At 67.3% G+C, this 13623-nt stretch carries 14 protein-coding genes and 1 tRNA gene; 11 read left to right on the forward strand and 4 right to left on the reverse strand.

The window, feature by feature from the left end:
- Window positions 1-273: 273 nt before the first annotated feature.
- The 7 genes from ATE62_RS17075 (at window position 274) to ATE62_RS17100 (ending at window position 6028) form a co-directional block, all read left to right on the forward strand.
- Complete coding sequence (locus tag ATE62_RS17075) at window positions 274-480, forward strand: cold-shock protein (RefSeq protein WP_058809802.1); 207 nt, start codon at window positions 274-276, stop codon at window positions 478-480.
- Between the two features lie 3 nt (window positions 481-483).
- On the forward strand, window positions 484-738 hold the full coding sequence (gene infA / locus ATE62_RS17080) for a translation initiation factor IF-1 (protein ID WP_058809803.1): 255 nt from the start codon (window positions 484-486) through the stop codon (window positions 736-738).
- Window positions 739-773: 35 nt separating this feature from the next.
- Entirely contained in the window at window positions 774-917 is a 144-nt protein-coding gene (locus ATE62_RS23385) for a hypothetical protein (RefSeq protein ID WP_156420641.1), read from the forward strand.
- A 56-nt stretch (window positions 918-973) separates the two neighbouring features.
- A complete protein-coding gene (locus ATE62_RS17085) occupies window positions 974-1183 on the forward strand; it encodes a hypothetical protein (RefSeq protein ID WP_058809804.1) in 210 nt (69 codons plus the stop codon).
- A gap of 81 nt (window positions 1184-1264) precedes the next feature.
- Window positions 1265-3568 carry an ATP-dependent helicase gene (locus ATE62_RS17090; RefSeq protein WP_058809820.1) on the forward strand — a complete coding sequence of 768 codons (2304 nt, stop codon included), beginning with the start codon at window positions 1265-1267 and terminating at the stop codon, window positions 3566-3568.
- A gap of 297 nt (window positions 3569-3865) precedes the next feature.
- Complete coding sequence (locus tag ATE62_RS17095; protein WP_058809805.1) at window positions 3866-4786, forward strand: DUF4349 domain-containing protein; 921 nt, start codon at window positions 3866-3868, stop codon at window positions 4784-4786.
- Window positions 4787-4864: 78 nt separating this feature from the next.
- The gene (locus ATE62_RS17100; protein ID WP_058809806.1) at window positions 4865-6028 is read left to right on the forward strand and encodes an acyl-CoA dehydrogenase family protein; all 1164 of its coding nucleotides are present in this window, start codon (window positions 4865-4867) and stop codon (window positions 6026-6028) included.
- Between the two features lie 137 nt (window positions 6029-6165).
- Here the strand turns inward: ATE62_RS17100 and ATE62_RS17105 are convergent.
- Window positions 6166-6241 (reverse strand) — tRNA-Ala (locus tag ATE62_RS17105).
- 86 nt (window positions 6242-6327) lie between these two features.
- Between ATE62_RS17105 and ATE62_RS17110 the strand changes: the two genes are divergently transcribed.
- Complete coding sequence (locus tag ATE62_RS17110; protein ID WP_197411744.1) at window positions 6328-7344, forward strand: NADP-dependent oxidoreductase; 1017 nt, start codon at window positions 6328-6330, stop codon at window positions 7342-7344.
- Window positions 7345-7506: 162 nt separating this feature from the next.
- On the opposite strand, the gene ATE62_RS17115 is transcribed toward ATE62_RS17110, so the two are convergent.
- Both ATE62_RS17115 and ATE62_RS17120 read right to left on the reverse strand, forming a co-directional pair.
- Window positions 7507-8889, reverse strand: coding sequence for a DEAD/DEAH box helicase (locus ATE62_RS17115; RefSeq protein ID WP_058809808.1), 1383 nt, complete (start codon window positions 8887-8889; stop codon window positions 7507-7509).
- Window positions 8890-9003: 114 nt separating this feature from the next.
- A complete protein-coding gene (locus tag ATE62_RS17120) occupies window positions 9004-9522 on the reverse strand; it encodes a hypothetical protein (protein WP_156420643.1) in 519 nt (172 codons plus the stop codon).
- 192 nt (window positions 9523-9714) lie between these two features.
- Here ATE62_RS17120 and ATE62_RS17125 point away from each other — a divergent pair, with 192 nt between their 5' ends.
- A complete protein-coding gene (locus ATE62_RS17125; RefSeq protein WP_058809810.1) occupies window positions 9715-11139 on the forward strand; it encodes an FAD-binding oxidoreductase in 1425 nt (474 codons plus the stop codon).
- 87 nt (window positions 11140-11226) lie between these two features.
- On the forward strand, window positions 11227-12003 hold the full coding sequence (locus tag ATE62_RS17130) for a SapC family protein (RefSeq protein ID WP_058809811.1): 777 nt from the start codon (window positions 11227-11229) through the stop codon (window positions 12001-12003).
- A 56-nt stretch (window positions 12004-12059) separates the two neighbouring features.
- On the opposite strand, the gene ATE62_RS17135 is transcribed toward ATE62_RS17130, so the two are convergent.
- Window positions 12060-12269 carry a DUF1674 domain-containing protein gene (locus ATE62_RS17135; protein ID WP_058809821.1) on the reverse strand — a complete coding sequence of 70 codons (210 nt, stop codon included), beginning with the start codon at window positions 12267-12269 and terminating at the stop codon, window positions 12060-12062.
- Window positions 12270-12306: 37 nt separating this feature from the next.
- Here ATE62_RS17135 and ATE62_RS17140 point away from each other — a divergent pair, with 37 nt between their 5' ends.
- The gene (locus ATE62_RS17140; protein WP_058809812.1) at window positions 12307-13602 is read left to right on the forward strand and encodes an RsmB/NOP family class I SAM-dependent RNA methyltransferase; all 1296 of its coding nucleotides are present in this window, start codon (window positions 12307-12309) and stop codon (window positions 13600-13602) included.
- The last annotated feature ends 21 nt before the right edge of the window (window positions 13603-13623 follow it).

Consider the following 13623-nt stretch of genomic DNA (forward strand, 5'->3'; position numbering starts at 1 on the left):
CACCCCTCCACCATGCTTCGCATGGTCCCCCTCCCCATCGCTTCGCGACAGGGAGGATTATTGCTGCCGCGGCCATTCCCCTGCCGCTCTCCGCACGCGACTCCGCTAAATCCTTGACTTTCCGCACTCCACCCCCCATCTTCCGTTTCGCTAACGTCGCCTGCGACGGAAATTTGATACCCTTTCGGGGGCTGACACTTCCCTTCTCACGCTACCAGCTCCGCCGGTGCTTTTGCCGGTGGATTCCCTGTTTTCGTGAAAGGAAACACCCCCATGCCGATCGGTACCGTCAAATTCTTCAACACCGACAAGGGCTATGGCTTCATCTCGAATGAAGATGGCTCGGGCGACGCGTTCGTCCACATCACCGCCGTCGAGCGCGCCGGAATGGGCACGCTCAACAAGGACCAGCGCGTTACGTACGAGCTGGAAACCGGCAAGAACGGCAAGACCTCAGCCGTGAACCTCCAGTCGGCCTGATTATTGGCCAAGGAAGAGGTTCTCACCTTCGATGGTGTGATCGACGAAATCCTGCCCGACGCGCGTTTTCGCGTCGTGCTGGAAAATGGTCACCGCATCATCGCCTATACCGCCGGCCGGATGCGACGCTTTCGCATCCGGTCGGTCGTCGGCGATGCGGTGCGGATCGAAATGACCGCCTATGACCTCAGCAAGGGCCGCCTCGTCTATCGCGAGCGCGGCAATGCCCCGGTCACCGGACAGCGCCAGCGGCGCTGATCCCAAAAACCATAAACAACAGAAAATTGGATACCATGTTTCAGAGTAATACTATCTTCCCTGCCCTGCCCGCGCTTCCGCTGGCGGGCAAGGCGATGACGGTCAAGCCGACCGTCCGTCGGCGTCCGACGCTGTCGCGGCGCGAACTTCGGCGCCTGATCGCCGATATGATCGACTGATCGACCCGTCGCCCCTTGGCGGCGATTGTTATCGACCAACCCTCAGGAGAGCGAATGTGTCCGCTACCAGTGACTTCTACCGCTCGCAGGCCGAAAAATGTGCCAGCGACGCGGACGCCTCCGCCCTCCCCGAGGTCCGCGAGCGCAATCTGCGCGCCGCGGCCGCGTGGACGTCGATGGCCGACAAGCTGGTGCTGACCGAAACGACGCGCGCCAAGGCGGCGGCGCGCAAGGAAGCCGAAGCCGAAGCCCGCGACGCCGAATAACGTCCGGCACTCATCGCGCCGCGCTGGACAGCGCGCGCGCTGTTCCCTAATCGTTCGCACGTGAACGATAGCCCCGCCTCGATGCCCGACCTGACCCGTCCCGACCCGTCGGACCCGCCCTATCTGACCGGCCTCAACGGGCCGCAGCGGCAGGCGGTGCTCACGACCGAGGGCCCGGTGCTGATGCTCGCGGGCGCGGGCACGGGCAAGACCGCGGCGCTGACCGCGCGGCTGGCGCATATCATCGCGACGCGGCGCGCCTGGCCGTCCGAAATCCTGGCGGTGACCTTCACCAACAAGGCGGCGCGCGAGATGCGCGAGCGCATCGGGCGGATGATCGGCGACGCGGTCGAGGGCATGCCGTGGCTCGGCACCTTCCACAGCATCGCGGCGAAGATGCTGCGCCGGCACGCCGAGCTCGTCGGCTTGCAGAGCAATTTCACCATCCTCGACACCGACGACCAGCTGCGCGTCCTCAAGCAGCTGATCCAGGCCGAGGGGCTCGACGAGAAGCGCTGGCCGGCGCGCCAGCTCGCGGGGCTGATCGACAAGTGGAAGAACCGCGGGCTGACCCCGCCCGACCTCGATGCCGCCGACAAGGAAGCCTATGCCGACGGCAAGGGGCAGCATTTTTACGCGCTGTACCAGGCGCGGCTGAAGACGCTGAACGCCTGCGATTTCGGCGACCTGCTGCTGCACATGCTGGTGATATTGAAGACGCACCGCGACGTGCTCGAACAATATCAGGCGCGCTTCAAATATATCCTCGTCGACGAATATCAGGATACCAATGCGAGCCAGTACCTCTGGCTCAGGTTGCTAGCGCAATCTCGGAAAAATATCTGCTGCGTCGGCGACGACGACCAGTCGATCTATTCGTGGCGCGGCGCCGAAGTCGCGAACATTTTGCGTTTCGAGAAGGATTTCCCGGGCGCGACGGTGATCCGGCTCGAGCAGAATTACCGCTCGACGCCGCAGATCCTGGCCGCGGCGTCGGCCTTGATCGCGCAGAACTCGGGTCGGCTGGGCAAGACGCTGTGGACCGAGCTCGACCCGGGCGACAAAGTGCGCGTCGTGGGCGTGTGGGACGGGCCCGAGGAGGCGCGGCGGATCGGCGAGGAGCTCGAGACGCTGCAGCATCGCCGGGTGTCGCTCGACCGCGCGGCGATCCTCGTCCGCGCGCAGTTCCAGACGCGCGAGTTCGAGGACCGCTTCATCGCGATCGGGATGCCCTACCGTATCGTCGGCGGCTTTCGCTTCTACGAACGCGCCGAAATCCGCGATGCGCTCGCCTATCTGCGGCTGGTGCAGTCGAACGCCGACGACCTCGCCTTCGAGCGGATCGTCAATGTGCCCAAGCGCGGGCTGGGCGACAAGGCGCTGCAACGCATCCACCAATATGCGCGCGCCGAGCGGCTGCCGCTCTTGAATGCCGCGGCGCGGATCACCGAGACCGACGAGCTGACCCCGCAGGCGCGACGCCAGCTCGCGAACTTCGTTGCGCAGATGCGGAATTGGGCGGCGAAGGCGGGCGAGCTGTCGCACCCCGAGCTGACGCAGCTGATCCTCGACGAATCGGGCTATACTGCGATGCTGCAGGCCGACCGCAGCGCCGAAGCCGCGGGGCGGCTGGAGAATCTCTCCGAACTCGTGCGCGCGATGGAGGAATATGACTCGCTCGAGGCGTTCCTCGAGCATGTCAGCCTCGTCATGGACCGCGACCAGAACGACGAGACCGAGACGGTGACGATCATGACGATCCACGCCGCCAAGGGGCTGGAATTCGACCATGTCTTTCTCGCGGGCTGGGAGGATGGCGTGTTCCCGTCGCAGCGGTCGATGGATGAGGGCGGGACGGCGAGCCTCGAGGAGGAGCGCCGCCTCGCCTATGTCGCGATCACGCGGGCGCGCGAGCGCGCGAGCATCTATCACGCGGCGAACCGGCGCATCTACGGCCAATGGATGAGCAGCATCCCGAGCCGCTTCATCGCCGAAATCCCGCCCGAGCATGTCGACATGGAGAATAGCTTCGGCGGCGGGCAGAGCCTGTGGCGCGCGAACTGGTCGGCGCAGGGCGATCCCTTTGCGCATGTCGCCGCCAATTCTTCTGGGCGCCAGCCGGCGCGGACGATGACGCGTGGGCCGGCGTGGCAGCGCGCGGTCGCGGCCTCGTCGACGGTGACGCGCGCGCCGGCGCCGAGCGAGCGCGGGCCGGCGGCGTCGGTGGGCGCGAAACCGCGCGCCGACCTTGCGATCGGGATGCGCGTGTTCCACGAAAAATTCGGCTACGGCGCGATCGCCGATATCGACGGCAACAAGCTGGAGGTCGAGTTCGAGCAGGCGGGGAGCAAGCGCGTACTCGACAGTTTTGTGAAGGCGGGGTGAGGCCGATCCTTTTTAATCCTCCCCACGCGAAGCGATGGGGAGGTGGCAGCGGCTTTAGCCGCTGACGGAGGGGTCGGCGCCGTCGGGCGTCGGCGCAAGGCCAGACCCCTCCACCACCGCTTCGCGGCGGTCCCCCTCCCCAACGCTTCGCGATGGGGAGGATCTTTTGGCAGCTCCCTCAGCCAGAACCTTCGCAATTCCGCCCCAATCCCCACCCCCACAAAGCCTATTGTCAACCAGATTAGTTATGATACTCCATCACGCGCGGCCACGAGTCGCGTTTTGGGAGAATCTTGCATGAAAAAGAAGCTCTTAGCGGGCGCGATGGCGCTCGCCCTGGTCGGCTGTTCGGAAAAATCGGCCGACGAAACCGCTGCCTCCTCCTCCTCCCCCGCCGCCGATGCCGCGGCCGAAAGCGTCGAGGGCGGCGGCGCGCCCGTCGCGCGGTCGACCGACGAAGAAGTGCCCGGCGTCTCAATCGCTTCCGCCCCCGGGGTCGCCTTCGACTATAGTTACTCCTTCAAGCTCGACGACGGGCTGATCTCGAAAGTCCAGCAAGAGCATGCCGAGGCGTGCGAGATATTGGGCACCGCGCGCTGCCGCATCGTCGACGTGCGCTACCAGCTCAACGACGAGAAGCGCGTCGAGGCGCAGACGCAGTTCGCGCTCGACCCGGGCATCGCGCGGCGGTTCGGCGCCGATGCGATCGCGAGCGTCGAAAAGGCCGAAGGCGTGCTCGCCGACGCGAGCGTCGCGGGCGAGGATGTCGGCAGCCAGATCGCGGCGTCGCAGGTGCGCAGCGCCGGCGCGGCGGCCGAGGTCGAACGGCTCGAGGCGCGGCTGAAGGCGGGCGGGCTCGACAAGAATGAGCGCGCCGAGATACTGGCGCAGATTTCGTCGCTGAAGGGCGAGCTTAGCGACCAGCGCGCGTCGCGCAAGGCGGGCGAGGCACGGATCGCGACGACGACGGTAGTGTTCAACTATGTCGGCAGCGGCGGGCTGCCGGGGATAGGGCACAAGAACCCCTTCGCCGACGCGGGCGAGACATTGATGTTCAGCGGCGGGACCGCGCTGTCCTTCGTGCTGACGCTGGGCGCGGCGGTGCTGCCTTGGGCGCTGCTGGTCGGATTGCTGGTGCTGGTGTGGCGCAGCAATGCGGTGATTGCGCTCCGCCGCCGGCTGGGCGGCAAGCCCGCGCCCGAGACCCCGGGGAGCTGACGAAGCACCGGCGTCGCTTGCAAAGGTCCCTTGCCGCGTTATGGCAACCCCAAATACACGGCAAGGGACAGGACGACGATGAGCAATCCGGGCATGGACGCCGATATCTACGAGGCCTTTATCGAGCAGTTGCAGCGCTATGTGCGCGAGCGGCTGATCCCCGCGGAGGACCAGCTCGAGGAGCTCGGGCGCGTGCCCGACGACATATTGGCCGAGATGAAGGACATGGGGCTGTTCGGCATCACCATGGCGCCCGAATATGGCGGCGCGGGGATGAACACGAGCCAATATGTCAATTTCATCAAGGAAATCGCCTACGCCTCGCCCGCCTATCGCTCGATCCTGTCGATCAATATCGGCATGGTGTGCAAGTCGATCACGGGCTTCGGCACAGAGGCGCAGAAGGAGCATTGGCTGCCCAGGCTGGCGACCGGCACCATCGCCGCGTTCGGGCTGACCGAGCCCGACAGCGGGTCCGACAGCGCGGCGATGAAGACGCGCGCGGTGCGCGACGGCAACGGCTATGTGCTCAATGGCACAAAGCGCTACATCACCAACGCCCCCTTCGCCGACGTGATCCTGGTGATGGCGCGCACCAATGCCGAGGCCCTGCCCAAGAATGCGCATGTCAGCGCATTCCTGGTGCCGCGCGACGCGCCGGGCGTGTCGATCGGCAAGCCCGACGGCAAGATGGGCCAGGCGGGCTCGCAGATCGCCGACGTGATCCTGGAAGATGTGCATGTCGATGGCGACGCGCTGCTCGGCGGCGAAGAGGGCATCGGCTTCCGCGCGGCGATGCAGAGCCTCGACAATGGGCGGCTTTCGGTGGCGGCGGCGAGCGTCGGTTACGCCAAGCGCATGCTCGACGCGGGGCTGCAATATGCGATGGAGCGCAAGGCGTTTGGCGAGCCGATCGCCAACTTCCAGCTGATCCAGGCGATGCTCGCCGACAGCAAGGCCGAAATCTATGCCGCCGAATGCATGCTGACCGACGCCTGCGCGCGTGCCGACCGCGGCGAGAAGATCATCGTCGAGGCCGCCGCGACCAAGATGTTCGCGAGCGAAATGTGCGGGCGCGTCGCCGACCGCGTGGTGCAGATCCACGGCGGTGCGGGCTATCTCAAGGAATATCTGGCCGAGCGCTTCTATCGCGACTGCCGCATTTACCGCATTTATGAAGGGACGACGCAGATCCAGCAGCTAGTGATCGCGAAGAACATGATTCGGGATTACGTCGGCTAAGGCCGGCGGCACCAGCCCGCTCCCCCACCCGGCCTCCCATAGGCTACTATCGTCGGGGAGGCCGGGTGGGGGAGCGGGCTGGTGCCGCGCAATAGCGATACGGGCTAAGCGGTTCGGTATGTGGGGAAAAGGGTCGCTGGTGGAGCCGAGGGGAATCGAACCCCTGACCTCTGCAGTGCGATTGCAGCGCTCTCCCATCTGAGCTACGGCCCCGCGACCGGGCGGCTCTTAACCGCACTGGATCGCACTGACAATAGCATATTGACGATTGGGCGACGACATAGAGTGAGGGGGATATGATGGCGCGAGCGTGGCACCTGACCAGCCGGCCGGCGGGCCTGCCGGCGATGGACAATTTCGCGCTGCGCGACATCCCCGACGCGCCGCTCCAGCCCGACCAGCTGCGCGTGAAGAACCTGTGGCTGTCGGTCGACCCCTATATGCGCGGGCGGATGAACGACGCGAAAAGCTATGCGGCGAGCTTCCAGATCGACCAGCCGATGACCGGCGGGGCGATCGGCGAGGTCGTCGAGAGCCGCATGGAGGGCTTCGCGCCGGGCGACCTGATCCTGCACATGGGCGGCTGGCGCGACGGCGGGATCATCGGGCTCGATATGTCGCCGAACAAGCTGCCCGCCGAAGCACTGGCCGCGGGCCTGTCGCCGCAGACTTTCCTGCATAATATGGGGCTGACCGGCGGGACGGCGTGGATCGGCCTGCTGCGCGTCGCGGCGGCGAAGCCCGGCGACACGATATTCGTCTCGGCGGCGGCGGGCGCGGTCGGGTCGGCGGTGGTGCAGATCGCCAAGGCGCGCGAAATGACCGTGATCGGCTCGGCGGGCGGCGCCGACAAATGCGCCTGGGCCCTCGACCTCGGCGCCGATGCGGTGATCGATTACAAGGCGGGACCGGTGCTGCCGCAGCTCGCGGCGGCGCTGGAAAAGCTCGGTAAGCCGGGGATCGACGTCTATTTCGACAATGTCGGCGGCGAGCATCTCGACGCAGCCTTTGCCGTCGCGAACGACTTCGCGCGCTTTGCGATCTGCGGGATGATCGACGTCTATAACGACGGCCGCGCGCAGGAGATGAAGTACATCATCCGCACCATCCCCGCGCGCATCCGCATGGAAGGCTTCATCTACACCGACCAGTTCTTCGACTGCATGGAGGAGTTCTACGCCGACATGGGCGGGCTGATCGCCAGCGGCGCGGTGACGATGCGCGAAACGGTGCACGAGGGGGTCGAGGCGACGCCGGAGGCGTTCCTGGGGCTGTTTGCGGGGGCGAATATGGGGAAGATGCTGGTTCGGGTTTGACTTGGAGTAACCCGGCTTCGCCCCAACTCCGACCCTTCAACCCGTTTGTGTCGAGCGAAGTCGAGACACGCCGAAATGGCGCGTGCCTTCACGTGTCTCGACTTCGCTCGACACGAACGGAAATAGAGGATTGCGCAAGGCGGCATTCGCCGCCTGCCGAGTTCAGCTACCGAAGCCGAACTGCAGGAAGTCCGGCATCGGGCCGTTCCAGCCGTCGTCGGGGCCGTCGTCGTCCTGCTGGCGCTGCCGGGGCGGCGTGGGCTTGCGGTCTTCGGCCTTGCGCGCGGACTTGGCAGCCGGCTTTTCGGCAACCGGCTCGGCGCGTTTCGGTTCGCTGCGCGACTTGCCGCCGCGACCGCCGCGTTCGGGGCGCTCGCGGCGCGGCTCGCGTTCTTCGCGCGGCTCGTCCTTTGCCGGTGCGGCTTCGGCTTTCTCGGCCGCATGGACCGGGATCTTGTAGCCGGTCAGCTTCTGAATGTTGTCGATCGCCTCGTCGTCCGAGGGGGTGACGAGCGTGAACGCCCTGCCCTTCGCCCCCGCGCGGCCGGTGCGGCCGATGCGGTGAACATAGTCGTCGGGGTGCCAGGGCGCGTCGAAGTTGAAGACGTGGCTGACGCCCTTCACGTCGAGGCCGCGCGCGGCGACGTCGGAGGCGACGAGGATGTTGATCGTGCCCGCCTTGAAGCGATCGAGCTCGGCGATGCGGCTCGACTGGTCCATGTCGCCGTGGATTTCGCCGGCGTTGAAGCCCGAGCGCTGGAGCGATTTGGCGAGCTCGCGCACCGTGGTCTTGCGGTTGCAGAAGATGATCGCGGTGCTGAGATCCTCATCGTGCAGCAGGTCGCGCAGCGTGTCGCGCTTGCCGCGCTCGCTGGTCTTGACGAGGAACTGCTCGATATTCTCGTTGCGGCTCGCGGGGCGCGCGACCTCGATCGTCTTGGGGTTCGAGAGGAACTTGTCGGCGAGCTTCTTGATCGGCGGCGGCATCGTCGCCGAGAACAGCAACGTCTGGCGATTCGCGGGCAGCTTGGTGCAGATATTCTCGATGTCGGGGATGAAGCCCATGTCGAGCATGCGGTCGGCCTCGTCGATGACGAGCAGGTTGCAGCCGGTGAGCAGGATCTTGCCGCGCTCGAACAGATCCATCAGGCGGCCCGGGGTCGCGATGAGGACGTCGACGCCCTTTTCGAGCGCCTTGACCTGGTCGCCCATCTGCACGCCGCCGATGAGGAGCGCCATCGAGAGCTTGTGATATTTGCCGTATTTCTCAAAATTCTCGGCGACCTGCGCGGCGAGTTCGCGCGTCGGTTCGAGGATCAGCGAGCGCGGCATGCGCGCGCGGGCGCGGCCGTGGGCGAGGATGTCGATCATCGGCAGCACGAAGGAGGCGGTCTTGCCGGTGCCCGTCTGGGCAATGCCGATCATGTCGCGCATCATCAGCACCGAGGGGATCGCCCCCGCCTGGATCGCGGTCGGCGTATCGTAGCCGGACTCGGTCACGGCACGCAGAAGTTCGTCGGAAAGGCCGAGGTCGGCAAATTTCATAGGGTCAACTTGTCCGGAAATGTGGAGCGCGCGGCTGCCCACGCTGGCCGTCGCTGCCGCGGCCCTTGCGGAACATATGATGGAAAGTCAAGAAAAGCCGACGAAATGCGGCGATTAATCGTCGCCGCGCACCGCGACGAGCAGGCGGAACTTGTCGACCTCGCATTTGGTGCCGCTGCGCGCGTGGATTTCGTCGCGATCCTCGCAGAGCTTTCCGTCCTTGTTGCCCTTCATGTAGAAGCCCGCGTAGAAATCGAGCGCACGGCAGCCGCGGTTGAGCTGGGCGCGGAGGCGCTCCTTCTGGCGCGTGATGAGCTCGATGCTGTCGCGCTGGACCGCCTGCATGCCGACGATGTTGCGCATCGCGACGCATTTGGGCGCCTTGGTCTCTTTCCACACGATCGGCGCCTGCTGGCGCACGCGCGGCGCCTCGCTGCGGCTGGCGGCGAAATTGTTGAGCTGGCTGCGCTGTGCGGGGACGCGGATGATCAGCTGCTGTTCGATGACGACCTGGAAGATCGGGGTGTCGGCGCTCTCGGGCATCGGCACCATCGCCGCGATCGGCTCGGGCGCGGGCACAGGCGGCGCGGTGTCGGCGGCGGGCGCGGCGGCGAGCAGCAGGGCGGCGACCATCACCACAGCCGGTCAGGCGCTCCCTTGGCGCAGCGACAATCAGCGAAGTCCACCCAAAGCTCCCGAATCCAAACCGCTGGACGCGCAGGCCCCGCTCGTCCATTGGCTCGCCATAGCGCCCATGATTGAACAGCAAATGAACTGTTGTCGACCCATTTTGACGAAGCGTCACCTCGCCGGGGGTGAAGGCCGATGACGATCGCGCCATCGCAGACGCTGCTGGACCGGCTCGCGGCGCTGCTGGGGCCCAAGGGGTTTACGCAGGATGCAGACGCCCTCGCTCCCTGGCTGACCGACTGGCGCGGGCGTTACCATGGCCGGACCGCGGCGATGCTGTCGCCGGCGAGCACGGAGGAAGTGGCAGAGGCGGTGCGGCTTTGCGCCGAGGCGGGGGTGGCGATCGTGCCGCAGGGCGGCAATAGCGGGATGGTCGGCGGCGCGACCCCCGACGCGAGCGGCGAGCAGCTGTTGCTCAGCACGAGACGGCTGAACCGCGTGCGCAGCATCGATGCCGAGGCGCGGATCGCGGTCGCCGAGGCGGGGGTGATCCTGCAGAGCTTCCATGAGGCGGCGCTGGCCGAGGGGCTGCGCTTTCCGCTGACCTTGGGGGGCAAGGGGTCGGCGACGATCGGCGGGCTCGTGTCGACCAACGCCGGGGGCACGCAGGTGCTGCGCCACGGGACGATGCGCACGCTGGTCGCGGGGATCGAGGCGGTGCTGCCCGACGGGCGCGTCTTCGACGGGCTGGCGCCGCTCAAGAAGGACAATCGCGGATATGACCTCCGCCACCTGTTCTGCGGCGCCGAGGGCACGCTGGGGATCGTGACCGCGGCGTCGCTGCATCTGGTGCCCGCCGCCGAAGCGCGCGCGACGGCGTGGATCGGGCTCGAATCGCCGGGCGACGCGCTGCTGCTGCTGCGCGAACTCGACGCGGCGATCGGGGCGCCATTGGAGGGCTTCGAGATTTTGCCGCAGGCCTGCCTCGACGCGGTGCTGCGGCATATTCCGCAGACGCGGCATCCGTTGGACGCGGACCAGCCCTGGTATGCGCTGGTCGAGCTGGCGGGCGATGCGAGCGACGACCTGGCGGCGCGGCTGGAGGCCGCGCTGGGCGCGGCGCATGCGCGGGGGCTGATCGAGGACGCGGCGATGGCGCGCAGCGAGCGCGAGAGCGAGGATTTCTGGCGGCTGCGCGATTCGATCTCGGAGGCCGAGCGCGCCGAGGGGCCCGCGATCCAGCACGACGTGAGCGTGCCGGTGGCAGCGATGCCGCGCTTCATTGCGGAGAATCCGGCGCGGCTGGCGGCCGCCTTTCCAGGGACGCGTGCGCTGTCGTTCGGACATCTGGGCGACGGCAATATCCATCATCATGTCCAGCCGCCGGTCGGGGCCGACGGGGCGGCGTGGCTCGCGGCGCATGGCGAGGAAGCGAGCCGGATCGTCTATGGCCATGTGATCGAGCTCGGCGGATCGATTTCGGCCGAACATGGGATCGGGCAGATGAAGCGCGACGTGTTTGCGGCGCTCGACAGCCCGTCGCGGCTCGCGGCGCTGCGCGCGATCAAAGCCGGACTCGACCCTGCGGGGCTGTTCAATCCGGGCAAGCTTATTGCCTGACCCCTTGCGCCGCGGCGCTGGGGCCAATAAGGCGCGCAATCGCTTTTTTTCGCCCGCGTGCGGGCTCAATGTTTTCGGAGTTCGATCATGGCCACTGCGCCCGCTGCCAATCTGCCGCTTTTCTACCAGGACCTGGTGCCGCTTTCGAGCATCGACCACGCCAATTTCCGCGCGCGTGCGCTCGACAAGGCCGACTTCCTGATCAACCAGCATGCGGTACCGCTGACCTCGGACGAGTTCGCTTCGGCCAGCCGTTTCTACCCGATCGTCTTTTCGGCGGGCGACAATCCGGTGCCGCTGGCGCTGATGGGCCTGAACGAAGGCGTCAACACCTTCGTCGGCGAGGACGGCAAGCTGCTGAACCCGGTCTATGTCCCGGCCTATGTCCGCCGCTATCCCTTCCTGCTCGCCAAGCTGCGCCCCGACACCGATGAGCTGTCGCTTTGCTTCGACCCGACCTCGGGCGCGATCGGCGAGTTCGACGAGGGCGACGCGCTGTTCGAAAATGGCGAGCCGACCGAGCCGACCAAGGCCGTGCTCGAATTCTGCAAGAATTTCGAGGAAGCCGGCCAGCGCACCGGGCTGTTCATGGAAGAGCTGAAAAAGGCCGACCTGCTGATGGACGGCGAAGTCAGCATCCAGCCCGAAGGCAGCGACAAGCCCTTCATCTATCGCGGCTTCCAGATGGTCGACGAGAACAAGCTGCGCGAACTGCGCGGCGACGTGCTGCGCAAGATGATGCAAAACGGCATGCTCGGCCTGATCTTTGCGCACCTCTTCTCGCTGCAGCTGATGCGCGAAGTCTTTGCCGAGCAGATCAAGGCGGGCAAGGTGCCCGAGATCGCCGCGGCACTGAACGCCTGATGCACCCGGCGACGCGGAGCGGCCGCGCCAGCCGCGCCGCGCCGCGTCGCCCGGTTTCAGAAGTCGATCGCGATTCCCTTGAGCTCCCAGTCGCCGTAGCGCACCGGGTTGCGCCCGCCGGGCTGGTCCTCGGCGGGGTCCTCCTTCATCGCCTCGGGCGCCGGAACCGGGCTGTTCTGCCAGCCCGCGGGTGCTTTCACATGCGCCGGGCGCTTGGTCGCACGCGGCGTGCCGCCGATGCTGTCCGGATTGCTGCTCTGGGTCATGGCCCCATGATAAGCCCTTTCGCGCGCTTCGCCAACCATGGCTGATCGCCGCCGCCCGCCCCGCCGCGCCCGGCCCGATGCCGAGCCGCCAGGCACCGCGCCGCGGCGCGCGGCGCTGCGCCTGCTCGACGCGATCCTGCGCCGCGGCGACCCGCTCGACATCGCCTCGCACGCCGCGACGCAGGGGCTGGCGCCCGCCGACCGCGCCTTTGCGGTGGCGATCGTGTCCGAGACGCTGCGCTGGATGGCCGATATCGACGCGCTGATCGACGGCGCGACCGCGCAGCCGCTGCCCGAGGACGTCAAGTCGCGCGCGGTGCTGCGCCTCGCGCTCGCGCAATTGCTGGTGCTGAAGAGCCCGGGGCATGCGGTGGTATCGACCGCGCTGCCGCTGGTCGATGGCGGGCCGCGGCGGCTGGTCCATGCGCTGTTGTCGCGCGCGCAGCAGGAAGAATGGGCGCTGCCCGAGTGCGCCACCCTGCCCGCCGCCACGGCCGCGCGCTGGTCCGCGGCGTGGGGCGATGCGATCGTGACGGTGGCCGAGGCGGCGTGGAGCGCCGCGCCGCCGCTCGACCTGAGCTTTGCCAAGGAGCCCGATGCGGCGACCTGGCCCGATGGCGTGCGCCTGGCGCCGCACCATTTGCGGCTGCCGCGCGGGCAGGCGGTGACCGGGCTGCCCGGTTTCGAGGCGGGCGGCTGGTGGGTGCAGGATATCGCCGCGAGCATCCCCGCGCGGCTGCTCGGCACCGGCGAGGGCCGCACGGTGCTCGACCTTTGCGCCGCGCCCGGGGGCAAGACGATGCAACTCGCCGCGGCGGGCTGGTCGGTGCTCGCGGTCGATGCGAGCGCCAAAAGGCTGGCACGGCTCGAGGAAAACCTCGACCGCACCGGTCTCGAGGCCGCGGTCGTACAGGGCGATATCCGCCAATGGGCGCCCGGCGAGGCGGCCGATGCGGTGCTGCTCGACGCGCCCTGTTCGGCGACGGGCATCTTTCGCCGCCACCCCGATGTGCTCCACCGCATCGAAGCGCGCGAGATCGCCGACATGGCGGCGCTGCAGGCCGAATTGCTGGTCCGCGCGGCGGCGTGGGTGAAGCCCGGCGGGACGCTCGTCTATGCCACCTGCTCGCTCGAACGCGCCGAGGGCGAGGATCAGATCGCGGCGTTCCTGGCGGCGCATCCGGGGTGGAGCGTCGAAGCGGCGCTTGCGGAAGAGCTGCCCGGGGGTGTCGAGCCGACCGCCGAAGGCTTCGTACGCACCCTGCCCGGCATGCTGGCCGATGCGGGCGGGCTCGACGGCTTTTTTGTGGCGCGGCTGCGCGCGCCTGCCTGAATCATGTCGCCCTCAAAAGGC

It is taken from the genome of Sphingopyxis sp. HIX, from assembly GCF_001468285.1.
Classification (GTDB): domain Bacteria; phylum Pseudomonadota; class Alphaproteobacteria; order Sphingomonadales; family Sphingomonadaceae; genus Sphingopyxis.